The 23852-nt window shown below is 66.2% G+C and carries 26 protein-coding genes; 12 read left to right on the top strand and 14 right to left on the bottom strand.

All coding sequences use genetic code 11. The annotated features are described in order from the left end of the window. The 3 genes from ACQ5SA_RS10835 (at nucleotide 1) to ACQ5SA_RS10845 (ending at nucleotide 2478) form a co-directional block, all read left to right on the top strand. Nucleotides 1-765, top strand: a complete 765-nt coding sequence (locus ACQ5SA_RS10835) for a L,D-transpeptidase family protein (protein ID WP_499314226.1) — start codon at nucleotides 1-3, stop codon at nucleotides 763-765. Continuing rightward, on the top strand, nucleotides 762-2063 hold the full coding sequence (locus ACQ5SA_RS10840) for an APC family permease (protein WP_478034409.1): 1302 nt from the start codon (nucleotides 762-764) through the stop codon (nucleotides 2061-2063). Before ACQ5SA_RS10835 ends, ACQ5SA_RS10840 begins: the two co-directional genes overlap by 4 nt. An 82-nt stretch (nucleotides 2064-2145) precedes the next feature. Further along, complete coding sequence (locus ACQ5SA_RS10845) at nucleotides 2146-2478, top strand: hypothetical protein (RefSeq protein WP_499314227.1); 333 nt, start codon at nucleotides 2146-2148, stop codon at nucleotides 2476-2478. 46 nt (nucleotides 2479-2524) lie between these two features. Here the strand turns inward: ACQ5SA_RS10845 and yiaA are convergent, their stop codons facing one another. After that, nucleotides 2525-2977 carry an inner membrane protein YiaA gene (gene yiaA, locus ACQ5SA_RS10850; RefSeq protein ID WP_099821353.1) on the bottom strand — a complete coding sequence of 151 codons (453 nt, stop codon included), beginning with the start codon at nucleotides 2975-2977 and terminating at the stop codon, nucleotides 2525-2527. Between the two features lie 170 nt (nucleotides 2978-3147). Here yiaA and ACQ5SA_RS10855 point away from each other — a divergent pair, with 170 nt between their 5' ends. Continuing rightward, the gene (locus ACQ5SA_RS10855) at nucleotides 3148-4314 is read left to right on the top strand and encodes a PQQ-dependent sugar dehydrogenase (protein ID WP_499314228.1); all 1167 of its coding nucleotides are present in this window, start codon (nucleotides 3148-3150) and stop codon (nucleotides 4312-4314) included. A 124-nt stretch (nucleotides 4315-4438) separates the two neighbouring features. Here ACQ5SA_RS10855 and ACQ5SA_RS10860 read toward each other — a convergent pair whose 3' ends face one another. From ACQ5SA_RS10860 to folB, 4 genes are all read right to left on the bottom strand, one after another. Next, the gene (locus tag ACQ5SA_RS10860; protein ID WP_230112530.1) at nucleotides 4439-5029 is read right to left on the bottom strand and encodes a hypothetical protein; all 591 of its coding nucleotides are present in this window, start codon (nucleotides 5027-5029) and stop codon (nucleotides 4439-4441) included. 140 nt (nucleotides 5030-5169) lie between these two features. Continuing rightward, entirely contained in the window at nucleotides 5170-7344 is a 2175-nt protein-coding gene (locus ACQ5SA_RS10865; RefSeq protein ID WP_499314229.1) for a glycoside hydrolase family 3 N-terminal domain-containing protein, read from the bottom strand. Between the two features lie 128 nt (nucleotides 7345-7472). Continuing rightward, nucleotides 7473-8744, bottom strand: a complete 1272-nt coding sequence (locus ACQ5SA_RS10870; RefSeq protein WP_499314230.1) for a mechanosensitive ion channel family protein — start codon at nucleotides 8742-8744, stop codon at nucleotides 7473-7475. Between the two features lie 52 nt (nucleotides 8745-8796). Continuing rightward, nucleotides 8797-9150 carry a dihydroneopterin aldolase gene (folB, locus tag ACQ5SA_RS10875; RefSeq protein ID WP_164280819.1) on the bottom strand — a complete coding sequence of 118 codons (354 nt, stop codon included), beginning with the start codon at nucleotides 9148-9150 and terminating at the stop codon, nucleotides 8797-8799. Between the two features lie 364 nt (nucleotides 9151-9514). Between folB and ACQ5SA_RS10880 the strand changes: the two genes are divergently transcribed. Continuing rightward, a complete protein-coding gene (locus ACQ5SA_RS10880) occupies nucleotides 9515-10177 on the top strand; it encodes a hypothetical protein (RefSeq protein ID WP_499314248.1) in 663 nt (220 codons plus the stop codon). A 41-nt stretch (nucleotides 10178-10218) separates the two neighbouring features. Here ACQ5SA_RS10880 and tsaD read toward each other — a convergent pair whose 3' ends face one another. Beyond that, complete coding sequence (gene tsaD, locus ACQ5SA_RS10885) at nucleotides 10219-11244, bottom strand: tRNA (adenosine(37)-N6)-threonylcarbamoyltransferase complex transferase subunit TsaD (protein WP_499314231.1); 1026 nt, start codon at nucleotides 11242-11244, stop codon at nucleotides 10219-10221. A 166-nt stretch (nucleotides 11245-11410) separates the two neighbouring features. Between tsaD and rpsU the strand changes: the two genes are divergently transcribed. From rpsU to ACQ5SA_RS10915, 6 genes are all read left to right on the top strand, one after another. Then, nucleotides 11411-11626, top strand: coding sequence for a 30S ribosomal protein S21 (gene rpsU / locus ACQ5SA_RS10890; RefSeq protein WP_002808376.1), 216 nt, complete (start codon nucleotides 11411-11413; stop codon nucleotides 11624-11626). A 133-nt stretch (nucleotides 11627-11759) separates the two neighbouring features. Further along, on the top strand, nucleotides 11760-12203 hold the full coding sequence (locus tag ACQ5SA_RS10895; protein WP_499314232.1) for a GatB/YqeY domain-containing protein: 444 nt from the start codon (nucleotides 11760-11762) through the stop codon (nucleotides 12201-12203). Between the two features lie 108 nt (nucleotides 12204-12311). After that, nucleotides 12312-13256, top strand: a complete 945-nt coding sequence (locus ACQ5SA_RS10900; protein ID WP_180167645.1) for a YihY/virulence factor BrkB family protein — start codon at nucleotides 12312-12314, stop codon at nucleotides 13254-13256. Between the two features lie 60 nt (nucleotides 13257-13316). Beyond that, the gene (dnaG, locus tag ACQ5SA_RS10905; protein WP_100554543.1) at nucleotides 13317-15056 is read left to right on the top strand and encodes a DNA primase; all 1740 of its coding nucleotides are present in this window, start codon (nucleotides 13317-13319) and stop codon (nucleotides 15054-15056) included. A 26-nt stretch (nucleotides 15057-15082) separates the two neighbouring features. Then, nucleotides 15083-15583 carry a protein tyrosine phosphatase family protein gene (locus ACQ5SA_RS10910; RefSeq protein WP_499314233.1) on the top strand — a complete coding sequence of 167 codons (501 nt, stop codon included), beginning with the start codon at nucleotides 15083-15085 and terminating at the stop codon, nucleotides 15581-15583. Nucleotides 15584-15623: 40 nt separating this feature from the next. Beyond that, nucleotides 15624-16595: a bile acid:sodium symporter family protein gene (locus ACQ5SA_RS10915; RefSeq protein WP_099782541.1), complete on the top strand. Its 972-nt coding sequence runs from the start codon at nucleotides 15624-15626 to the stop codon at nucleotides 16593-16595. A gap of 149 nt (nucleotides 16596-16744) precedes the next feature. Here ACQ5SA_RS10915 and cyoE read toward each other — a convergent pair whose 3' ends face one another. Genes cyoE through ACQ5SA_RS10935 form a run of 4 tightly spaced genes read right to left on the bottom strand, consistent with a single transcriptional unit; the run spans nucleotide 16745 to nucleotide 20153 of the window. Continuing rightward, complete coding sequence (gene cyoE / locus ACQ5SA_RS10920; protein WP_089238231.1) at nucleotides 16745-17638, bottom strand: heme o synthase; 894 nt, start codon at nucleotides 17636-17638, stop codon at nucleotides 16745-16747. A 4-nt stretch (nucleotides 17639-17642) separates the two neighbouring features. After that, nucleotides 17643-18806 (bottom strand): COX15/CtaA family protein, encoded by a 1164-nt coding sequence (locus ACQ5SA_RS10925; protein WP_230112535.1) that lies wholly within the window; start codon nucleotides 18804-18806, stop codon nucleotides 17643-17645. 10 nt (nucleotides 18807-18816) lie between these two features. After that, nucleotides 18817-19386 (bottom strand): redox-active disulfide-containing membrane protein, encoded by a 570-nt coding sequence (locus tag ACQ5SA_RS10930; protein WP_499314234.1) that lies wholly within the window; start codon nucleotides 19384-19386, stop codon nucleotides 18817-18819. A 50-nt stretch (nucleotides 19387-19436) separates the two neighbouring features. Next, nucleotides 19437-20153: an SURF1 family protein gene (locus ACQ5SA_RS10935; protein ID WP_499314235.1), complete on the bottom strand. Its 717-nt coding sequence runs from the start codon at nucleotides 20151-20153 to the stop codon at nucleotides 19437-19439. A gap of 57 nt (nucleotides 20154-20210) precedes the next feature. Between ACQ5SA_RS10935 and ACQ5SA_RS10940 the strand changes: the two genes are divergently transcribed. Continuing rightward, the gene (locus ACQ5SA_RS10940) at nucleotides 20211-20429 is read left to right on the top strand and encodes a twin transmembrane helix small protein (protein WP_089238223.1); all 219 of its coding nucleotides are present in this window, start codon (nucleotides 20211-20213) and stop codon (nucleotides 20427-20429) included. Between the two features lie 53 nt (nucleotides 20430-20482). Here the strand turns inward: ACQ5SA_RS10940 and ACQ5SA_RS10945 are convergent, their stop codons facing one another. From ACQ5SA_RS10945 to ctaD, 4 genes are read right to left on the bottom strand one after another with little or no spacing between them, the layout of a single operon-like run. Continuing rightward, a complete protein-coding gene (locus tag ACQ5SA_RS10945; protein WP_499314236.1) occupies nucleotides 20483-21358 on the bottom strand; it encodes a cytochrome c oxidase subunit 3 in 876 nt (291 codons plus the stop codon). A 14-nt stretch (nucleotides 21359-21372) separates the two neighbouring features. After that, complete coding sequence (locus tag ACQ5SA_RS10950; protein ID WP_100461555.1) at nucleotides 21373-21963, bottom strand: cytochrome c oxidase assembly protein; 591 nt, start codon at nucleotides 21961-21963, stop codon at nucleotides 21373-21375. Further along, nucleotides 21960-22187 carry a hypothetical protein gene (locus ACQ5SA_RS10955; protein WP_230112537.1) on the bottom strand — a complete coding sequence of 76 codons (228 nt, stop codon included), beginning with the start codon at nucleotides 22185-22187 and terminating at the stop codon, nucleotides 21960-21962. The genes ACQ5SA_RS10950 and ACQ5SA_RS10955 overlap by 4 nt, the downstream gene beginning before the upstream one ends. Before the next feature lie 8 nt (nucleotides 22188-22195). Then, nucleotides 22196-23803, bottom strand: coding sequence for a cytochrome c oxidase subunit I (gene ctaD / locus ACQ5SA_RS10960; RefSeq protein WP_025878294.1), 1608 nt, complete (start codon nucleotides 23801-23803; stop codon nucleotides 22196-22198). Nucleotides 23804-23852: the final 49 nt, after the last annotated feature.

The raw sequence follows: 23852 nt of genomic DNA on the forward strand, positions 1-23852 counted from the left end.
ATGAACCTGCTGCTGGCCCGCATTGCTTCCGCCGCGCTGCTGCTCGTAGCGGCCGTCACTGTCCATGCTGCTCCGCTGGACGACGCACGCCAACTGATCGTCGTCACCAGCGATAACTGGGACAGCACGCAGGGCCAGCTGCAGGCCTTCGTGCGCGACGGCAAGCACTGGCGCAAGCACGGCCAGGCGTTCCCGGTGGCGCTGGGTCGCACCGGCAGTGCCTGGGGCCTGGGCCTGCATCCTGTCCAGGCCGATGGCCCACAGAAACAGGAAGGCGACGGCCGCAGTCCGGCCGGTGTGTTCGCGCTGGGCAGTGCGTTCGGTTATGCCGTCACCCGCCCCGGCACGGCAATGACCTACCAGCCAATGTTCGAGAGCAGCTACTGCATGGACGTACCGGCGTCGCCGTTCTACAACCGCATCGTCGATGCAAAGAAGGTCGGCAGTACCGCCATAACCGGCTCCACCGAACCGATGCGGCTGGACCTGCACAACAAGGGCGACGTGCGTTACCAGGAAGGCTTCGTGATCGCGCACAACCCGGACAATCAGCCCGGCAAGGGCAGCTGCATCTTCGCCCATCTGTGGCGCCAGCCCGGCGAGGCCACCGCCGGCTGCACCGCGATGCCGCAGGCGCGCATGAAGGCGTTGCTGGACTGGCTGCGCCCGCAGGACACGCCGCGTTTCGTGCTGTTGCCACGCGCCGAATACCAGCGCCTGCAGGCGCAGTGGAAACTGCCCGCGCTTGAAGGAGCCGCACGTTGAGCACCGTCGAAGAACCACAACTGCAACGCGCGGTCAGCCGCTGGCAGATCGTCGGCCTGTCGATCAACGATGTGGTCGGCAGCGGCATCTACCTGCTACCGGCCGCCACGGTCGCCCTGCTCGGCCCCTTCAGCCTGTGGGGCGTGGTCGCTGCCGGCATCGTCGTCGCCCTGCTGGTGCTGTGCTATGCGCAGGCGGCCAGCTATTTCGATGAACCCGGTGGCAGCTACCTGTACGCGCGCGAAGCCTTCGGTCGCTTTGCCGGCTTCGAGATCGGCTGGATGATCTGGCTGACCCGCATCAGCTCCGCCGCAGCGCTCAGCAATGCGCTGGCCGACGCCGTGGCGCGGTTCTGGCCATGGGCTGGCGCAGGCATGGGGCGCATCGCGATCATCGTTGTCTCGCTCGCTTTCCTGACAGGGGTGAACATCATCGGCGTGCGTTCGGCCGCCCGTACCGGCATCGTGCTGGTGATCGGCAAGATGCTGCCGCTGCTGCTGTTCGTGGCCATCGGCGCGTTCTACATCGACCCGCACCTGGCGTTTTCTGGCCAGCGCCCGGACCCGCACGACCTGCAGCGCATGGGCGAGGCGGCGCTGTTGCTGCTGTATGCCTACGCCGGGTTCGAGAACATCCCGGCCGCGGCCGGCGAGTACCGCAACCCACGCCGCGACATCCCGTTCGCGCTGATCACCATGATCGTCACCGTCACCGTGATCTATGCGGCGGTGCAGATCGTGGCACAAGGCACGCTGCCCGGCCTGGCCAGCTCCGCCACGCCGCTGGCCGATGCCGCCTCCAGCTTCGGCGGCGAGGCGCTGGCGCTGATCCTCACCGTGGGCGCGACCATCTCCATCCTCGGCACCAACAGCAACACGATGATGATGGGCCCGCGCTTCCTGTTCGCTCTGGCCCGCGATGGCTACGGCCCGAAGGTGTTAGCGCAGGTGCACCCTCGCTTCCGTACCCCGGCTGCAGCAATCTTCTGCCAGGGCCTGATCGCCCTCGGTCTGGCGCTGTCCGGGTCGTTCGTGCAACTGGCGCTGTTGTCGATGACCACACGCCTGTTCGCTTACATCGGTACCGCGGCAGCGGTGCTGGTACTGGCCAAGCGCTATGCGGACCGCCCCGGTGCGTTGAAGCTGCCCGGTGGCCCGTTGATTCCGGTGCTGGCACTGCTGCTGTGCGTGGCCCTGTTCGCCAGTGCCAGCTGGCAGAACATCGCTGCTGCCTTGGTCGCCTTTGCGGTCGGTGCCGTCATCTACAAACTGCCGCGCAAGGACGCCGCCGTGGATTGACCTGGCGGTCACACTGCCAGCCCGGCGTGTTAACCGGCCGATAGGCAGGATCAGGTTTCGTCCACCACGGAGCCTCCTGCCCATGAGTACTGATTACCAGATCCCCGGCCGAGTACCGGAAGACGGCACACCCCGCCAGGCGGTTTCGGACTACTGGCGCGATCGCTACACCAGCGAACCGTACTACGACAACCAGCTGTTCTTCGACGATTACGAGCCGGCGTACCAGATCGGCCACACCGCGCGCGCGCAGGACATGATCCGCGCATACGAAGAGATTGAAGGCGAGCTGGAGTCGCGATGGGCGAACGAGCGCGGCAAGAGCCGGCTGGAATGGGCGCAGGCCCGCAGCGCAGTGCATCGTGGCTGGGAAGAAGCGGTCAATCTGGACCCGCGCCGGGACCGCAGCGCGTAACAGCATCCTGTAGAGCCGAGCACATGCTCGGCTCTACCCTCGCCGGTCAGTCCTGTTCCGGCAGCGGCGGAATCGACGAAGCGCGCTTGGGCTCAGCGGCATTCGCGGCAATCAGGTCGCGGGTGTTCTTCTGCACCGCCACCGCGCCAAACAGCGACAGCGCGAACGCCATGCCATAGAAGCCCTTTTCGCTCAGCACCAGGGTGGCGTTCCACAGGCCGACCAGCAGCAGCAACAGCGCCGACAGCAGCGCGAACCAGCACAGTGCGTAGTACAGGCCGCTCACCGGAATGCTCTCGACGCGGTCGCGCACGCTCTTCTGCAGCGATACCGCCGCGAACAGGCCGAACAACAGCAGGGTCAGGTAATAGCCCTTTTCGTTCAGCGGCATTTCGGCATTGAACAGGCCTACCAGGTAGGCCACCGCGCCCAGCAGCAGGGCTACCCACGAGGCGGCGATGAAGGCGGGCGAAGGTCGATGGATGAGGGGTGCGTTCATTGCAGATCCTTGGCAGACAGGCGGGCATGCTTTGCCCGGGCGAGAACACCCTAGACGATCCGCGCCATGGCGCACAGGGGGTAGCAGGACCTTCGGGCCACGCCCGTCACCCCGCCGGTGGTATACAAAGGAGAGCCTGGCCATCCGCATCCCCTTCCGCTGGAGATCCCATGACCCGCACACCCCTGCTGCTCGCACTCGGCCTGCTGCCGATCCTCGCCACCACCGCCTGCAATGCTGCCGGCCCTGATGCGACAGGTCAGAAGGCCCCGGCAATCGCCGCGACCGCCAACGATCAACGCCCCTTCACCGCCACCGAGGTCGCCCGCTTCGACCAGCCGTGGGCGATGACTTTCCTGCCCGATGGCAGCCTGCTGGTGACCGAAAAGCGCGGCAAGCTGCAGCACCTTGACGTGGCCAGTGGCCATAAGCATGAGATCACCGGTGTCCCCAAGGTCGCCTACGGTGGCCAGGGTGGTTTCGGTGATGTGATCCTGCATCCGGATTTCGCCCGCAACCAGGTGGTCTATGTCAGCTATGCCGAGGAAGGCACGCTGGATACGCGCGGCGCGGCCGTGGCCCGTGCCACCCTCGCCCTCGATGCCAACGGTGGCGGCCAGCTGAAAGACCTGAAGGTGATCTGGCGGCAGACGCCGAAGGTCAGTGGCGAAGGCCACTACGGCCACCGCCTGGCCTTCGGCCCGGACGGCAAGCTGTGGATCAGTTCCAGCGAACGGCAGAAGTTCGATCCGGCGCAGGACATGAGCGGCAACCTGGGCAAGATCATCCGTCTCAACGACGACGGCAGCCTGCCGGCCGACAATCCGTTCGCCTCTCAGGGCGGCGTCGCGGCACAGGTATGGTCGCTGGGCCACCGCAATGTGCTGGGCATCGCCTTCGATGCCAATGGCAAGCTGTGGGCGCAGGAAATGGGCCCGGCCGGTGGCGACGAGCTGAACCTGATCGTGCGCGGTGCCAACTACGGCTACCCGATCGTGTCCAACGGCGACCACTACGATGGCCGTCCGATTCCCGACCACGACACGCGCCCGGAATTCGCCGCACCGAAGGTGACCTGGAACCCGGTGATTTCCCCGGCCGGCCTGATGTTCTACAGCGGCAACCTGTTCCCGCAGTGGAAGGGCAGCGCCTTCATCGGCGGCCTGTCATCCACTTCGCTGGTGCGCGTGGCCTTCGACGGCGACAACGCGCGTGAAGCCGAACGTTTCAACATGGGCGAGCGCATCCGTGAAGTGGAACAGGGCCCGGATGGCGCACTGTGGTTGCTGGAAGATGGCAGCAAGGCGCGGCTGCTGAAGCTCACGCCGAAGGCCTGATTGGCCTGATTGGCCTGATTGGCCTGATTGGCCTGATTGGCCGGGTCGGCCGGGTTGGCCGGGTTGCCGGCCAGCGGCCGGCACTACCGGTCTGCAACGGCCCCGCATGCGGGGCCGTCTGCTTTCATTGGATGGTGATGACCTTCACTTCCGTGCGCGTGCAGGCCTTGTCCAGGCACTGCCCGTTCAACCACACCTGGCCATCGCCGATCATCACGCCCTGCTGGTTGACGAAGACTTTGCCGAACTCCTGCGCGGATACGGCCTTGACCACTGCCGGGGTGATGATCTTTTCGTAGTTGCGCTGGAACTCACCGGGTCCGGTGATCTTCTTTCCACCACTGATGTTCAGCGGGAAACGCACTTCTTCAACCACGGCAGGACGGTCACCCGCGACCACGGCGGTCTTGAAGGCATTGAATACTTTTTCATACTGCGCCGCATCGCCGAGCAGCGTCTCGATGCGCGCGCGGGCGTCGTCTGCTGCGGGCTCGACCGGGCTGGAAGCATCCGCAGGCGCCGCAGCCGCATCCTTTGCGTGTTCCGCCGCAGCCTGCGGTGCCGCAACGGCATCGGGCGTGGTGCTGGCCGCCGCCTCGGCCGGCGTCGCACCGGTCATCGGCGGTGGCGCATCGGCGGCGGGCTCGGGCGGCGATGCCGGCTGCGAACAGGCCGCCAGCAGCAGGGCCGGAATCAGGAAAGCAATCTTGCGCATGCGCGGGCTCCATCGATACAGGGAGTCCGATGGTAGCGCCGGGCCGCGCCCGGCGTGTTCGCCATGGGTGAGGAGGCCGGGGCATGGCCCGGCGCTACTCATTGCCAGTAGATCCACGCCATGCGTGGATGCTCTACCTATCAGGCCTTCAGCAGCTCGAACTGCACGGCCTCACCGGCCATCGACGAGGCACACACCCATACGTCGAACAAGCCCGGCTCGGCACGCAGCACGCCGTCGCGGCCGGTGAATGCCAACTGCTCGCGGGTCAGGGTGAACACCACCTCGGCCGACTCGCCCGGCTGCAGGGCCACCTTGCGGAAGTCCTTCAGCTCACGCACCGGCCGCACGCGGCTGGCCACGCGGTCGTGGATGTACAGCTGCACCACTTCCTCGCCAGCCACGTTGCCGGTGTTGGTCAGCGTGGTGGTCAGGGTCAGGGTGTCGTCCCAGCCGACGCGCGCACTGCTCAGCTGCGGCACGCCGTAGGCGAAGGTGGTGTACCCGATACCGTGGCCGAACGGATACAGCGGCTCGTTCGGAATCTCGCGCCAGCGTGCCTTGAACTCCGACATCGTCGGCAGTTCCGGGCGGCCGGTACGCGGGTGGTTGTAGAAATACGGCTGCTGGCCGGACACCTGCGGGAAGCTGACCGGCAGGCGACCGGACGGGCTGTAATCGCCGAACAGCACATCGGCCACGGCATGGCCGGTCTGCGTGCCCAGGTACCAGGTGATGGCCACGGCGTGCGCATTGCGCACTGCGCCCTGCAGCGCCAGCGCGCGACCATTGCGCAGCAGCACCACCAGCGGCTTGCCGGTCATCGCCACCGCTTCGGCCAGCGCCTGCTGCGCCGGCGGCAGGGTGATCTCTACGCGCGACTGTGCCTCACCGCTGTAACGCTGCGGCTCGCCCAGCGCCAACACCACCACGTCGGCACGCAGCGCAGCTGCCACGGCCGCTTCGGTGCCACCGGCAATGGCCACTTCCAGCTCGCAACCCGGCACCACTTCCAGCAGCGCGTCATCGCCGATGGCAGCGCGCACGCCGGTTTCCAGGTCCACGTAACGCTGCTTGTCGCCGAACAGCGTCCAGCAGCCTTCAATGTTCTCGCGGTCCTGCACGAACGGGCCGATCAGCGCGATCTTCTGGCCGTTCTTCTGCAGCGGCAGCACGTTGTCGCGGTTGTTCAGCAGCACGATCGAACGGCGCGCGGCATCACGCGACAGTTCGTCATGGGCGGCGATATGCGAGGTATCGGCTTCGCGCGCCGGGTCCAGCGAACGGTACGGGTCGTCGAACAGGCCGATGGTTTCCTTCAGCCACAGGATGCGGCGCACGCCTTCATCCAGCACGCTCATCGGCACTTCGCCACTCTCCACCAGGCCCGGCAGGTGCTCGGCGTAGAAGCCGCTCTGCATGCTCAGGTCGAGGCCGGCGGTGAACGCCTTGGCAGTGGCATCGCGGTCGTCGGCGGCATAGCCGTGCGCGACCAGTTCCATGTCGGCGGTGTAGTCGGAGATCACCACGCCCGGGAACTTCCATTCACCGCGCAGGATGTCGGTCAGCAGCTCGGCATTGGCGCTGGCGGGCACGCCGTTGATGTCGTTGAACGAGGACATCACGGTGATCGCGCCAGCGTCGAAGGCCGCCTTGAACGGCGGCAGGTGCACGTCGCGCAGGGTCTGCGGCGAGATGTCCACCATGTTGTATTCCATGCCGGCCATCACCGCGCCGTAGGCGGCGAAGTGCTTCGGCGTGGCCAGCAGCGAATCGGCGGCGCGCAGGTCGCTGCCCTGGAAGCCACGCACGCGGGCGGCGGCAAACGCACAGCCCAGTACCACGTCCTCACCGGCACCTTCGGCACCACGACCCCAGCGCTGGTCACGGGCGATGTCCACCGCCGGTGCGTAGGTCCAGTGCAGGCCGGCAGCAGTAGCTTCAACCGCGGTGGCGCGCGCGGTGCGCTCGGCCAGGTCCGGCTCGAAGCTGGCAGCCTCGCCCAGCGGAATCGGGAACACGGTGCGCATGCCGTGGATGACGTCGGCGGCCAGGATCACCGGGATGCCGAGGCGGCTCTCCTCGGTGGCGACCTGCTGGATGCGGCGGCCGAGCTCGGCGCCGACACCGTTGAACAGCGAGCCGACCTTGCCCTCGCGCACCTGCTGCAGCACCTGGTCGGCATTGCGCACGTTGGCTTCCGGGTTCACGTCCGGGGCGAACGGGCGGACCATGTCCGCGAAGACACCCAGCTGGCCGACTTTTTCCTCGACGGTCATCTGGGCAATGAGGGATTCGATGCGATCGGAGGCCACCGGCAGTCCTTGATGAAAACGTTTACAAGCCCGGCATTCTAGCGATCCCGGACGATTTGGCGAGAGGTTTCGTCATTCAGTTTCAGCCACCAGCCGGGTCCGTACGGTCCGGCCGGGGGCATCGCAGCTTACTCCGAGCCGGCCAACTGGCGCTGCCCGGCCATCAACATGGCGTCGCTGGACGCCTGGAACACCCGCAGGCCAAAGGCCGGCAGGATCGCCAGCAGGTGGTCGAAGATGTCCGACTGCACCGCCTCGTACTCGCCCCAGGCGGTGCTGCGGGTGAAGCAGTACAGCTCCAGCGGCAGGCCTTCGGTGGTCGGCTGCAGCTGGCGCACCAGCAGGGTCATGTCGGTATGGATGCCCGGGTGGCTGGTCAGGTAGCGCTCCACGTACGCCCGAAACGTGCCCAGGTTGGTCACCCGGCGGCTGTTGACCTCGGCCACGCCCTGCTCGCGCAGGCGTCCGTTCCACTGGCCCAGCTCCTGCTGCTTGCCGCGCAGGTAGTCACCCAGCAGGGCGAACTGGCCAAGGAAGGCCAGGTCGTCCTCTTCCATGAAACGCACGCTGTGCTGGTCCAGGTACAGCGCGCGCTTGATCCGGCGCCCACCCGCTTCCTGCATGCCGCGCCAGTTCTTGAACGACTCGGTCACCAGCTTCTTGGTCGGGATGGTGGTGATGGTCTTGTCGAAGTTCTGCACGGTGACGGTATGCAGGGCGATATCGATGACATCGCCGTCGGCGTTCTGGCTGGGCATCTCGATCCAGTCGCCGATGCGCACGCGGCCATCGCCACTGATCTGCACGCTGGCCACCAGTGACAGGATGGTGTCCTGGAAGATCAGCATCAGTACCGCGGTAGCCGCGCCCAGGCCGGTAACCAGTGGTCCCAGCTTCACCCCCAGCAGGGTGGCGACGATGGACAGGCCCGCGGCCACGAACACCACGATCTTGACCACCTGCAGGTAGCCCTTGATCGGCTTGTTGCGTGCATCGGGCTTGCGCTCGTACAGGCTGTTGGCTGCATCCAGCGCATGCGAGAACGCCATCGACACGGTCAGTACCGCCCACACGATGCACAGTTTGATGATGACGTTAACCAGGCCTGGCGGCAGGTCGGGAATGAGGGTGATGCCCGAGGCGATCACCTGGCTGGGCACCACGTTGGACAGGCGCGCGATAACCCGCATCAGGTGGCTGCCACGCCCGGACTCGGCGCCCGGCAGGCGCTGCAGCAGGCGTCGCAGGCCGCGTACCAGGATGCGCTTGGTCACCCAGTTGGCCAAGCCGGCTGCAATCAGCAGCGCCGAAATCATCAACGCCAGGTAGGCGCCAGGATAGGGTTCCAGTGTGTTCTGCAGCTGTTCCAGCCACTGTACCGCCACCACTGCGTCCACCATCGGTTGTCTCCTTCTTCATTGAGGTTGCCGGCCAGCGGCCGGCACTACCGGGTCAGTCCCGCGCGCGTTCGATGATCACGCCGACCGCGCGTGCGCCGCGCACCGCCCCGGGCTTGCTCAGCTTCAGGCGCAGCCACTTCACGTCGAACTCGTCCAGCACGATCTGCGCGCAGCGCTCGGCCAGGGTTTCGACCAGCCCGAATTCCGACTCGCGCACGAACTGCTCCAGGCGCTTGCTGACCGCCTTGTAGTTCAGGGTATGGGCAATGTCATCGCTGGCCGCCGGACGACGGTTGTCGAAGCCCATCTCCAGATCGAATACGAGGTCCTGGCGGATCCGCCGCTCCCAATCGTAGATGCCGATCAGGGCGTCGATCGTCAGCCCTTCGATGAAAACCTTGTCCATTGCGGTTACCAGCCGGAAAACAGGTGGTCATGGTAACGGGACGGCGGTGAGCCTGCCCGGAACGGCGGCGGGTCGCCGGGCATGCACAAGGGCTGAAAAAGACAAAGGGCCCTGCTAGCGGGGCCCTTTGGTACTACCGTTTGTCCCCGGGGGGAGCTTTCTCAAGCCGCGAGTCCCGGTGGCGCAGGTGATCAGATTAGGCAGGAACCAAACTGCGGGTCAAGGCCATGTGCGACAACGCAGACCAACGTCTTATCCCCAGCTTGAACGCGGGAAATCGGCCACGTACACAAAGGCGTTCCCTGATGGTGGCCGACTCCATCCCTGGCCAACATTGGTCTTCCCCTCACCAGCGCACATCACGATGGCTGCATACGATGCCTTGAGGCGCGCTCTGTCAGCGGAGCGTCTGTCGACCTACGAGAGAATCGCATCGACCTGCAGCCCTGACGTCACTGCCGAATCCCTGTACCTCTGGAACATGCGGATGTGCGGTGCGTTGATGATGCCCGTCCACCTCTGCGAAGTGGTCATCCGCAATGCAGCGGCATCGGTACTGGCGCGGCAGCATGGTCCGCGATGGCCGTGGAATGATGCCTTCCGACGGAGGCTGCCGGCATCATCATCCGCCTTTGCCAGGACAGCGCTGGAACAGGCAACCTGTCGCGCGACCAGTACATCCGAGATCGTCGCCAACCTGCCAATGGTGTTCTGGCAACAGCTGTTCACCTGTCGCTTCGACTCCACGCTGTGGATTCCGGCACTCAACGGCGTACTGCGCCATGCGCCTTCGGCTCACCCCAGTGTCATCAGAAAAGCCATGCACGTTGACATCGGACGCATCCGCCAGCTGCGCAACCGCATCGCCCACCACGAACCGATCCTTGAACGCGACATCGGTGCCGACCTGGCCGCGATCGGGCGGCTGATCCACGCCCGTTGCCCGCACACCCTGGGCTGGCTTCAGCGCCATGAACGGGCGACGACGGTGCTGGCGGCCTCGCCAATGGTTGGCAAACGTTGTTGACGGTGCCGGCCAGCGGCCGGCACTACAGGAACACGTCCGGCTCAGACCGCCGACAGCGTCGCCATGTCCCAGCGCGGGGTGACGTCCACCCTCGGCGGGCTGTGCTGGCCCGCCTGCAGACGCAATGCGCCAGCAAAGGCAATCATCGCGCCGTTGTCAGTGCACAGCGCCGGCCGCGGGAAGCAGGCGCGCCCGCCGAGGCGCTCGGCCATCTGCTGCAGGCGTGCGCGCAGGCGCGTGTTGGCGCCCACGCCGCCGGCCACCACGATCACATTGGTGCCAGCCGCTTCCAGCGCGCGCTCGCACTTGATGGACAACGTCTCGACCACGGCGTCTTCAAAGCCACGGGCGATGTCGGCGCGGGTCTGCTCGCTCTGGTCGCTGTCGCGCCAGGCCATCAGGACCTGGGTCTTCAGGCCGGAGAAGCTGAAATCCAGGCCCGGGCGATCAGTCATCGGCCGCGTGAAGCGGTAGACGCCCGGCGTGCCCTGCTCGGCCAGCTTGGCCAGCTGCGGCCCGCCCGGGTACGGCAGGCCCATCATCTTGGCGGTCTTGTCGAAGGCTTCACCGGCCGCGTCGTCCAGGGTTTCGCCCAGCAGCCTGTACTGGCCGATGGCATCGACGGCCACCAGCTGGGTATGGCCGCCAGACACCAGCAGGGCCACGAACGGGGCCTGCGGCGGGTCGTCTTCCATCAGCGGCGCCAGCAGATGGCCTTCCATGTGGTGCACGCCCACGGCGGGGACCTCCAGTGCCCAGGCCAGCGACCGGGCCACGCCGGCACCCACCAGCAGCGCCCCGACCAGGCCGGGACCGGCGGTATAGGCCACCCCGTCGATGTCGTTCACGCCGAGCCCGGCTTCGGCCAGCGTCTGCCGCACCAGCGGCAGCAGCTTGCGCACGTGGTCACGGCTGGCCAGCTCAGGCACTACACCGCCGTACTCGGCGTGCAGGGCAATCTGGCTGTAGACCGCGTGGGCGCGCAGGGCCGCGCTGCCGGACAGGTCGGTGTCATACACCGCCACGCCGGTCTCATCACAGGAAGATTCGATGCCAAGGACTCGCATGCCTGCTATTATGACGCCCCTGCCAGCCCCTCGGGGAACTGGCAGGTCTCACTGCAATCCAACAACCTGCCCCTATTCAGGATTTGCGGCTTGCAGTTTGTTTATTCGCCACTATAATGTGCGGCTCGCCGGGCGTGACCCGGTTCTACTGTGTCCCGGAGATTCCATGCCCAGCGTCAAAGTCCGCGAGAACGAACCCTTTGAGTTTGCTCTTCGCCGCTTCAAGCGCACTTGCGAAAAGGCCGGTGTGCTGGCCGAAACCCGCAAGCGCGAGTTCTACGAAAAGCCGACCCAGGAGCGTAAGCGCAAGGCCGCCGCTGCTGTGAAGCGTCAGCTGCGCCGTTCCTCGCGCGACGTCACCAAGCGTCAGCGCCTGTACTGATCGGACGCATCTTCGTTGCGGCGGGCATTCCCTGCCGCGATGGAGCCGAAGCCGGCACGCGCGAGCGTCGCCGGCTTTTTGCGTTTCCGGGCCAGGGCATCCGCCCTGCCCCACCACCACCACGAGGTTCGCCATGAGCATGAAGCAGCAGCTCACCGAAGACATGAAGGCCGCCATGAAGGGCGGCGAGAAGCACAAGCTGGGCGTCATCCGCCTGATCAACGCGGGCATCAAGCAGAAGGAAGTCGACGAGCGCATCGAGCTCGACGACGCCGCCGTGATCGCCGTGCTCGACAAGATGGTCAAGCAGCGCAAGGATTCGGTCAGCCAGTTTGAAGCGGCCAATCGCGAAGACCTGGCGGAAATCGAGCGCGCCGAGATCGTGGTGATCGAAGCCTACCTTCCGGCCAAGATGGGCGAAGCCGAGATCGTCGCGGCGATCCAGGCCGCCATCGCCGAGACCGGCGCCAGCAGCGCGGCCGACATGGGCAAGCTGATGGGCGCGCTGAAGCCCAAGCTCGCCGGCCAGGCCGACATGGGCCTGGTGTCCAAGCTGGTCAAGCAGCAGCTGGCGTAAGCCGGCACCTGGGGTCGGATCCCTTCCGCATCGCGGAAGGGCTCTGCCCCCATCGCAGCACACCGGCGCTTCACCGCACCTTCGACCCCCGGCTGCTACAACATCCCCATGGTCGAGCAATCCAACGCCCCCACTGACACGCGTCCCCACGGCATCCCCGCACGGCTTCGTCACTACGCTGATCGCCTGCAGGACAGCTTCCCGATGGCGGTGGCCAAGCGCTTCGTTGAAATCGACGTGCTGACCCAGGCCGCGTCCGTGTCCTTCTACGCCCTGCTGTCGATGGCCCCGCTGCTGGTGCTTTTGCTGTGGCTGACCGCGTCGTTGTATCCGCCGGCGCAGCAGGCGCTGATCGGGCAGATCGGCTCGGTGGCCGGCAGCAGTGTGGCCAGCGTGGCCGACACCGTGCTGCACAACGCCAACAGCCAGCCCAGCGTCGGTTCGCTGGCCGGGGTCTGGAGTACGTTGCTGTTGTTCGTCGGCGCCACCGCCGTGTTCGCGCAGCTGCAGAACGCGCTGAACCGGATCTTCCATACCAGCGGGCAGCGCCTGGACGGGATCAAGGCCTGGCTGCGCAAGCGCGTGTTCTCTTTCGGCGTGGTGCTGGCACTGGGCTTCCTGCTGATCCTGTCGATGACCGCCACCACTGCGCTGCAGGTGGTGTTCGCGCAGCTGCCCTCGGTGCTGCCCGCCATCGGCTACCTGACATCGCTGTTGCTGTACACGCTGGCCTTCGCGTTCCTCTATCACTACCTGCCGGACCGGCGTGTGGCCTGGCGCCAGGCGTTCATCGGCGGCGCCATCACGTCGTTGCTGTTCACCCTCGGCCGTTATGGCATCGGCGTCTACATCAGCACCGTTGCCCCCGGCAGCGCCTACGGCTCGATGGGTGCACTGGTGATTTCGCTGGTCTGGATCTACTACGCCACTGCCGTGTTCTTCGTCGGTGCATTGATGACCGCGGTGATCGACGAACGCCAGTACGCACGTGCACGCCTGGCCAGCGCCGATGTAGCCCCACAGGAAACCGGCCCGGCCGCCGCCAGCGAGTAAACTAGGGGACCTGCCGCCCCCCGCAGCGCGCCCTGGCGGCCGCGCCCTGTCCTGTTGCCCATGGCCCGTATCCCCGACGCTTTCATCGACGACCTGCTGGCCCGCTCCGACATCGTCGAGGTGGTGGGCAGCCGCGTGCCGCTGAAGCGCCAAGGAAAGGAGTACGCCGCACGCTGCCCGTTCCATGACGAGCGCTCGGCCTCGTTCACCGTCTCACCGACCAAGCAGTTCTATCACTGCTTCGGCTGCGGCGCGCACGGCACCGCGATCAGCTTCCTGATGAACTACGACCGCCTCGAGTTCCTCGACGCGGTGGATGAACTGGCCAAGCGCGCCGGCATGGAAGTGCCGCGCAGCGAGAACCCGCGCAGTGCGCAGCAGCAGGATGACAGCCGCGAGCTGTACTCGGCGCTGGACGCGGCAACCAAGTTCTTCCAGAAAAACCTGGAAGGCAGCGAGAAGGCCCGCAGCTACCTCGACGGCCGCGGCGTGGACGAAGAGAACCGCGCACGCTTCCAGATCGGCTATGCGCCTGATGGCTACAGTGGCCTGCGCGATGCGCTGGGCAAGGACGAGCGGCGGATGAAGCTGCTCGACCGCGCCGGCCTGTTCTCCAAGAACGACCGCGGCCACGTCTACGACAAGTTCCGCGACCGGGTGATGTTCCCGATCTTCGACCGTCGTGGCCGGGTGATCGCCTTCGGCGGGCGCGTGTTCGAGAAGGACGACGGCCCCAAATACCTCAACTCGCCCGAGACCGCGCTGTTCCACAAGGGCCGCGAACTGTACGGCCTGTGGCAGGTGCGCCAGACCAACCAGAAGATCGAGCGCTTGATCGTGGTCGAGGGCTACATGGACGTGGTCTCGCTGTTCCAGTTCGGCGTCACCCAGGCGGTGGCGACGCTGGGCACGGCAACCACGCCGGACCATGCCGAGCTGCTGTTCCGCAACGCGCCGGACGTATTTTTCTGCTTCGACGGCGACGCCGCTGGCCGCCGCGCCGGCTGGAAAGCGCTGGAATCGGTGCTGCCGCGCATGAAGGACGGCCGCCAGGCCTTCTTCCTGTTCCTGCCCGATGGCGAAGACCCGGACAGCATCGTGCGCAAGGAAGGTGCTGAGGCTTTCGACGAGCGCCTGAAGCAGGCCACGCCGCTGTCGCAGTTCTTCTTCGACGAGCTGACCCGCGAGATCAACCTGGGCACGCTGGACGGCAAGGCACGGCTGGCCGAGCGCGCCAAGCCGATGCTCGCGCAGATTCCCGACGGCGCATTTGGCGACCTGATGAAGCAGCAGCTGGGACAGCTGACCGGCCTGGGCGGCAACGCGCAGGCGGGCCGCCCGCAGATGCCGCAACGCGCCGTCTCGCGCACGATCCAGCCGGTGGCCAAGCGCAGCCTGGTGCGCGGCGCGATCGCCGTGCTGCTGCAGCAGCCGACGCTGGCCCTGACCCTGGGTGGCAAGCACCACTTCCAGGGCCTGCGCCTGCCGGGCGTGGAGCTGCTGCTGGAACTGCTGGGGCTGGTCGAACAGCGCCCGGACATCAGTACCGGTGCCCTGCTGGAGCATTTCGACGGCCGCGAGGAACAGGCCTCGCTGCACACCTTGGCCGCGCAGACGCTGGCGGGCGATGAAGCGATGTGGACGGTGGAACTGCATGACGCAGTCGGGCAGCTGGAGAAGCAGCTGCTGTTCCAGCGGATCGACGACCTTAACGCCAAGCAGCGACAACAGGGTCTGGACGATACTGACAAGTACGAGATGCGCGAGCTGCTGAAGGCCCGTGCCAATCTGCGCCTGTAGCGGCAGAACACATCCCCGGAGAGACCATGCTGCTGCGCCTGACCTGCCTGCTGTTGTTGTCGCTCTGCCCGGTTCTGCCAGCCTGGGCTGCGGACCCCGCCCTTGCTGAAGTCCGCCCCGGCCTGTACGCCGGCGGCCAGCCTACGGCTGCGCAACTGCGCGAACTGGCTGCACAGGGCGTGCGCACGGTGATCGACCTGCGCCAACCCGATGAAGATCGCGGCTTCGATGAAACACGCGAGGCCGAAGCGCTGGGCCTGCGCTATGTCCGCATTCCGGTGGCCGGTGCCGAGGGCCTGGATGCGGCCAACGTGCGCGCCGTGCACCAGGCCCTGCGGCAGAGCCAGGGGCCAGTGCTGCTGCACTGCGCCTCCGGCAACCGCGCCGGCGCCGTGCTCGGCCTGGTCAACGCACGCTACGAACACGCCAGCCGGGAACAGGCGCTGCAACTGGGCCAGCGTGCCGGCCTGAAGTCGCTGGAAGCGGCCACCCGCGAGCGTCTGGCGATCCCTTCTCCCACCCCCTGATTCCCGGGGTAATCCCCCCGCACCAAGGAGCCTATCCACCATGACCCGCTGGTGGTCGCGCCTGCGACCGGACAACTTCACCCTCGCCCTGCTGTGCACCGTCGGCCTGGCCTCGCTGCTGCCGATGAAAGGCGCCGCCGCCCTGGTGCTCGACGATGTCACCACCGTCGCCATCGCCGCGCTGTTCTTCCTGCACGGTGCGCGCCTACCCCGCGAATCGATCATCGGCGGCATGCTGCACTGGCGCCTGCACCTGACGATCCTCGCCTGCACCTTCATCCTGTTCCCGCTGCTGGGGCTGTTGTTCAAGCCGTTGTCGGGCTGGCTGCTGACGCCTGAGCTGTACCTGGGCGTGCTGTTCCTGTGCACCCTGCCGTCCACCGTGCAGTCGTCCATCGCGTTCACCTCGATGGCGCGCGGCAACGTGCCGGCGGCCGTGTGCAGTGCCTCGTTGTCGAGCATCCTCGGTGTGTTCCTGACGCCCCTGCTGCTGACCGCACTGGCCGGTACCTCCGGCGGCGTGCACGACCCGCTGCATGCCATCGGCGGCATCATGCTGCAGTTGCTGGTGCCGTTCGTGGCCGGCCACCTGCTGCGCCCGTGGATCGCCGGTTGGGTGGAGAAGCAGCGCGCGCTGCTGCGCTACACCGATCAGGCCACCATCCTGCTGGTGGTGTACTCGGCGTTCGGCGAAGCAGTCACTGAAGGGCTGTGGAGCAAGACACCGCTGCTCTCGCTGTTCGCGGTGGCGGTGGTGGCGGCGGTGCTGCTCGGCATCGCCATGCCGCTGATCACCTTCATCGCCCGCCGCCTGCGCTTCAACCGCGAAGACGAGATCGCCATCGTGTTCTGCGGCTCGAAGAAGAGCCTGGCCACGGGCGTTCCGATTGCCAAGGTGCTGTTCGCTGGCGGCAGCCTCGGCGCGATCGTGCTGCCGGTGATGATCTATCACCAGATCCAGCTGATCGTCTGCGGCGTGATCGCGCAGCGGTATGCCAAGCGCGCGCCCTGACCCAACCGGCAATTCATCCACGCATGGCGTGGATCTACTGAACGTGCGGGCTGCTGCGGGAAATCATCCACGCATGGCGTGGATCTACCGTAACGCCGACGATGCCTGATCCAGAGTAGATCCACGCCATGCGTGGATGCCTCAGCCCATCACAACCAGGGCAGGATCCAGTGATCCACCAGCAGGAAGGCGAACAGCGCCATCAGGTAGACGATGGAGTAGCTGAACATCTTCATCGAGAACAGCTCATCCGGCGGGTTGAGCATGCGCCAGGCGTACCAGAGGAACACGGCGTTGAGCACGATCGCGCCGCCCAGGTAGAACGCGCCGCTCATGCCGACCAGGTAAGGAAGCAGGCAGACCAGTGCCAGCACCACCGAGTACGCCATGATCTGCTTGCGCGTGTGCACCACGCCATGGGTGACCGGTAGCATCGGGATTTCCGCCTTGGCGTAGTCCTCGCGACGGAAGATCGCCAGTGCCCAAAAGTGCGGCGGCGTCCAGATGAAGATGATCAACACCAGCAGCGACGAGTACGCCCAGTCCGACGAGCCCTGCATGCCGGTCACCGCCGCCCACCCCAGCATCGGCGGCATCGCGCCGGCCAGACCACCGATGACGATGTTCTGCGAGGTCGCTCGTTTCAGGTAGACGGTGTAGATCACCGCATAACCGATCAGCGAAGCGAAGGTCAGCACGGCGGTGATCCAGTTCACCCACAGCACCAGGATCGCCATCGACAGCACGATCAGCACGCTGGCGAATACCAGCACCTGCCATGGCTTGACCTTGCCCACCACCAGCGGTCGCCACGAGGTGCGCGCCATCTGCGCGTCGATGTGCGCGTCCAGCAGTTGGTTGATGGCTGCAGCGGCCGAGGCGGCAAGCCAGATGCCGAGGAAGCCGAGCACGCCGGCACGCACCTGCTCCCAGCTGGGCACACCCGGAATGGCCAGGACCATGCCGACCAGGGCGGTGAAGACGATGAGGGCGACGACCTTGGGTTTGGTCAGGTCCCAGTACTGGCGATAGTTGGAAAACATGGAATCAGTCCGGGGCACGCAGGCGGGCCAGCAGGCTGACCAATACAAACAACAGGGCAACGGCAACGCCGTTGTGCGCCACTGCCACTTCCAGCGGCAGTGCAAGCTTCACATTGAGGATGCCGAGGGTGACCTGCAGCACCAGCAGCGCAACCAGGGCCGAGGCCCAGCCACGCATGCTCGGCAGCCGGAACAGGCGCAGGCCCAGCCACAGCATGTAGACGGCAACGACAATCGCGAACAGGCGATGGGCCATCTGGATGGCGATGCGCGACGCACCGTCGAGCACGCCGCCTTCGTAGTCCACGCCGATGCCACGCCACAGGGTGAAGCCCTCGGCGAAGTTGTGCTGCGGCCACCACTGGTTGGCGCAACGCGGGAAGTTGTCCAGCGAGGCACTGCCACCGCCGCACGCCAATGCCGCGTAGTTGGCACTGACCCAGCCGCCGAGCGCGATCTGGGTGACCAGCACCGCCACACCGATGCGCAGCAGCCACTTCAGCTTCGGCGCCTCGGCCAGGGTGATCGGCATATGCGTGGCACGCCACGCCATCCACACCAGCAGCGCGAACATCAGCATGCCGCCCAGCAGGTGGCCCATCACCACGATCGGTTTGAGCAGCAGGGTCACCGTCCACATGCCCAGCAGGGCTTGGAAGATCACCACCGCCAGCGTCAGCAGCGCAGCGCGCGCCAGGTCGATGTTGCTCCAGCGCAGTGCGGCGATCAGCAGGATGGCCTCACCGATCAGCGCCAGCGCGCTGGCGGTTCCATGCCAGCCCATCATGTACAGCGGTATGCCCGCGGCCACCAGCACGCAGGCGGTGACCACCGCCGTGCTTCCGAAACGCCGCTTGCGCGTGGCCAGCAGGGCCAGGGTCAATATCTCGATGCCGAGCGCGCCCGCCAGGAAGCGGTGCACCTGCTCACGCCAGGCCTTGTGCGTTTCCAGCGGACGGATCTCCGTCGCCGGATGCCCGATGGTCTCTTCCACGTGCTGCGGCCAGGTGGCCTGGCCATAGCAGGTCGGCCAGTCCGGACAGCTCAGGCCGGCATCGGACAGGCGCACGAACGCGCCGAACATGATCGTGCTCGCGGTCATGATCATGGCGAACCACGCCAGGCGGTGGAAATTGCGGTGCAGCGCCGGACGCGCGGAAAGGCTCATCAAACGGGACTCACTTCAGTTTCAGCAACGTGGCCATGTCCTTGCGCAGGCCTCCGAGATCGCTCCCGGGGGCATGACGCATGATCACGAAGCCGTTCGGATCGATCACGTAGACCGGCAGACCCGCCGGATCATCGACGCCGGGCAGCGCCGCGCGCAGGGCTGGCGACGGGGCCAGCGGCCGCAGCGCGGGCAGCGAGGCGATCGACGCCGGTGGCGTTCCCAGCCACAGGATTTCTACATTATCGGCGTTATGGCCGAACAGCTGCCACACCTTGCCCAGTCCCTGCGACAAAGTGACGCACTGCGCGTCGCAGGCACCGGCCGGTGCCACCAGCAGGCGCCAGGTGCGCGCGTCAGGGTTCCAGGGGTAGGCCGCGCCATTGGCCAGCGTCGGCGGTTGTTGGCGCAGATCCACCGGCGGCTTCAGCAACTGCCCGCTGTTGCGATGCGCGGTCGGCTGCCAGCCCGAGAAACGCAGGATGGCGGCCAGCGCCATCGCCCCGAAGAAAACGGCGAACAGCAGCACCAGGGTCCGGCGGCCGTTGCCGCGCGCCTGCGAGGAGGTAGCAGTGTTCATGCGGGGCATTTTCTCATGGTTGGGAAAGGGATGCCGGCCAGCGGCCGGCACTACCGGGCAACGGGACGCCTCCTGCGCCATTCCAGCACCAGCGCCACCACCAGCACCGTCAGCGCCAGCCCGAACCACTGCACGGCGTAACCCAGGTGACGCTGCGGCGGCAGCGTGTTCGGCAGCAGATCAAGATCGCGCTCATCGCCGAACGGCAACGCCGGGTCCAGCCGCAGCACGCGCTCGGGCAACGACGGCAGACCGAGCGCAGCAGCCAGGCCATCGGCGGGAAGGCGGCTGGCCAGCCAGCGCCCAGCAACATCGGTGGTAGCGAACGCCGGCCCCAGCGCCAAGCCTGCCGAGGGGGGCGGCGCCAGCAGGCCACGCACGTTCACCGGCGACGGCGGTGCGGGCACCACCGGCAACGTGCGGTCGGGCGGCAGCGCGCGCCAGCCCAGGTCCACCAGCAGCACGCTGCCCGCATCGCTGCGGAACGGACGATAGATCTTCACTCCGGCGCGGCCGTGGCGGGTCTGGTTGTCCAGCAGCACCACGCCCGGCAGGAAGCGACCGTGATCGACTACGCCATGCAGCGCACCCTGCGCGGCCAGCGCCTGCGCCAACGGCATCGCCTGCGCCACGGCCGGGGCCTGCGCATCCAGCAACGCCTGTTTGGCATGCATGCGCTGCAGTTGCCACAGGCCCAGCGCGGTGAATCCGGCCATTGCCAGCAGCGCCATCAGCCATCCGATCAGGCGTGTGTGCTGGCGCATCATGACAAGTCCGCGCAAACGCGGTCAGATAGGCACATCCACCCTGCCCTCGAGCCGCGCATGAGTGATTCGCTGAAGACCCTGCTGGTAATCGCGTTTCTGATCGTCATCGTCTGGAATCTGGGCGCCGGCCTGTATTACCTGCTGGTGGACCGCGGCCAGACCAAGCGCACGGTCAATGCACTGACCCGCCGCATCGGAGTGTCGGTGGCGTTGATCGTACTGGTGATCGTGTGCATCTACATGGGCTGGATCAAACCGCACGGCATCGGCAGCTGACCCTTCGTCAGACCAGGCAGCGCCGGCGGCTGAGGCTGCCGACGCCTGCGCGGTCAAAGGACGTAGACGAACAGGAACAGCATCAGCCACACCACGTCGACGAAGTGCCAGTACCACGCAGCCGCTTCGAAAGCGAAATGGTTGTCACGGGTGAAGTGTCCCTTCGCCGACCGCAGCCACATCACGATCAGCATGATCGTGCCCAGCAGCACGTGTGCGCCGTGGAAGCCGGTCAGCATGAAGAAGGTGGAACCGTAGATGCCTGAGCCGAGTGTCAGGTTCAGTTCCTTGTAGGCGTGGATGTACTCCTCCGCCTGCAGGGTCAGGAAGCCGAGACCGAGCACTACCGTCAGGCCCAGCCAGATCAGCAGCTGGCGGCGGTTGCCCGCCTTCAGCGCATGATGGGCGATGGTCAGGGTCACGCCCGAGGTCAGCAGGATCAGCGTATTGATCAGCGGCAGGCCCCAGGCCGGAATGGTCTGGAACGCGCCACCGATCGCTGCCGGGCCATTGGTCGGCCAGCCGGCCGAGTAGCCCTGCCACAGCAGCTCGTTGGTCATCACCCCGCGCCCTTCGCCGCTCAGCCACGACAGGCCGAGGTGACGGGTGTAGAACAGCGCACCGAAGAAGGCACCGAAGAACATCACTTCGGAGAAGATGAACCAGACCATCCCCATCCGGAACGAACCATCCACCTGCCGGTTGTAGTTGCCGGCCTGCGACTCGCGCACCACGTCGCTGAACCACCAGAACAGGGTCAGCACCAGCATCGCCACGCCGATGTAGAAGGTCCAGCGGCCCCAGCTGGCGTCGTTGAGCCAGCTGGCCACGCCGACCATGGTCACCATCATCGCGATGGAACCGACGAACGGCCATTTGCTCTGGGCCGGGACGAAGTACACGTTGGCGTCGGTAGGTGTCTGGGCCATGGTCGGTATCCGGGTCAGGGAGCAGCGTGGGCGCCTTCCGAGGTGGCGGCCGGAGCCAGCCGATCGGACAACGCATCGTTGCGGTAGAAGGTGTAGGACAAGGTGATCGTCCGGATTTCCGGCGGCAGGTCCGGATCGACGATGAAGCGCACCGGCATGTCGCGCTTCTCGCCGGCCTGCAGGGTCTGCGCAGTGAAGCAGAAGCACTCGGTCTTGCTGAAGAATCCCGACGCGCGTGCCGGCGCCACCGAGGGCACCGCGCTGCCGACCACGGCCTGCTGGCTGTCGTTGCGGGCGAAGTACAGCGCCTCGTTGAGCTCGCCGGGCACCACGTCCATGGTCAGCTGCTCGGGATGGAACGACCACGGCAGCCGCGAATTGACCCCGCCATCGAATTCCACCCGCACGGTGCGCTTGCCACTGGCGGCACCGGTACTGGCTTCGCTGCCAGGGCCACGTTCCAGGCGCACGCCGAACACCTTCTCGCAGGCGATGCGATACAGCGGAACCAGCGAGAACGTCAGCAGGAACACCACCACCGCCACGCCGATCAGGCGCGGCAGGCCGGCGCTGCGTGACGGAGCGGTGGCCGGCGTTTCGCTCATCGACCGATCACGCCGCTGAGGATGAAGCCGACGTACACCAGCACGGCGATCGCGCCTACCCACAGCGCGGTGCGCTTGGCGCGCTGACGCTGCTGCTCGATGCCGTGGCTCTGGCTGTCGCTCTGATGGAGCCGACCGCTGGTCGGCTGCGCTTGACCGGACGACACGCTGTCAGCCGAGCGTGGCTCGGCTCTGGCGGCAATGATCGGGCTCTCGTTATGCATGCACCACCTCAATGACCGATATCGTCGTGGGCCAGGTCACCCGGGCGGATGGTCGGCGGCGTGGTGAAGGTGTGCGCCGGTGCCGGCGATGGCAGTGTCCACTCCAGGCCGCGCGCGCCTTCCCAGGAGCGCGCCTCGGCCTTCTCGCCGTTGCGCAGCGAGGACAGCAGGATCGCAGCCATCATGAACGGCGTGGCGAACATGCCGAACGCACCGATCGAGCTGATCAGGTTCCAGTCGGCGAACGCCACCGAGTAATCGGGGATGCGGCGCGGCATGCCGGCCAGACCCAGGAAATGCTGCGGGAAGAACAGCAGGTTGACGAACACGATCGACCACCAGAAGTGCACCTTGGCCCACTTCTCGCTGTACATGCGCCCGGTCCACTTCGGCCACCAGTAGTACACCGCAGCGATCAGCGCGAACACCGCACCGGTCACCAGCACATAGTGGAAGTGGGCGACCACGAAGTAGGTGTCGTGGTACTGGAAGTCGGCGGCCACGATCGCCAGCATCAGGCCGGAGAACCCGCCGATGGTGAACAGGATGACGAACGCCACCGACCACAGCATGGGGGCTTCGAAGGTGAGCGAACCACGCCACATCGTGCTGACCCAGTTGAACACCTTCACGCCGGTCGGGATCGAGATCAGCATGGTGGCGAACATGAAGTAGATCTCACCACCCAGCGGCATGCCCACGGTGAACATGTGGTGGGCCCAGACGATGAATGACAGGAACGCGATCGCCGCCGTGGCGTAGACCATTGCCTGGTAGCCGAACAGCGGCTTGCGGCTGAAGGTCGGGATGATCTCGCTGACCACGCCGAAGGCGGGCAGGATCATGATGTAGACCTCGGGATGGCCGAAGAACCAGAAGATGTGCTGGAACATCACCGGGTCGCCACCACCGGCCGCATTGAAGAAGCTGGTGCCGAAGAACTTGTCGGTCAGCAGCATCGTCACCGCACCGGCCAGCACCGGCATCACCGCGATCAGCAGGAACGCAGTGATCAGCCAGGCCCAGCAGAAGATCGGCATCTTCAGCAGGTCGATGCCGGGCGCGCGCATGTTCAGCACCGTGGCGATGATGTTGATCGCGCCCATGATCGAACTGATGCCAGCCACATGGATGGCGAACACGGTAAATGCGACGTTGTAGCCGCCCTGCAGCGACAGCGGCGGATACAGCGTCCAGCCACCGGCCGGCGCACCACCGGGCAGCAGGAAGGTCAGCAGCAGCAGGCTGAAGGCCACCGGCAACAGCCAGAACGACCAGTTGTTCATGCGCGGCAGCGCCATGTCCGGCGCGCCGATCTGCAGCGGGATCATCCAGTTGGCCAGGCCGACGAAGGCCGGCATCACGCCGCCGAAGATCATCACCAGCGCGTGCACGGTGGTCAGCTGGTTGAAGATTTCCGGACGGATGTACTGGATGCCGGGCTGGGCCAGTTCCAGCCGGATCAGCACGCTCATGAACGCGCCGATCACGAACATGATGAAGCTGAAACCCAGGTACAGCGTGCCGATGTCCTTGTGGTTGGTCGAGAAGAACCAACGCTCGAAGAAGCTCTGCGGGTGATGGTGATCGTCGTGCCCAACTGCCGAGTGCGCCATTGCAAAACACCTCTCAGGATCGGTTGTCGCCGCGGCCGCGACGCGGCCG

The organism is Stenotrophomonas indicatrix (assembly GCF_050573115.1).
GTDB classification, from domain to species: domain Bacteria; phylum Pseudomonadota; class Gammaproteobacteria; order Xanthomonadales; family Xanthomonadaceae; genus Stenotrophomonas; species Stenotrophomonas lactitubi_A.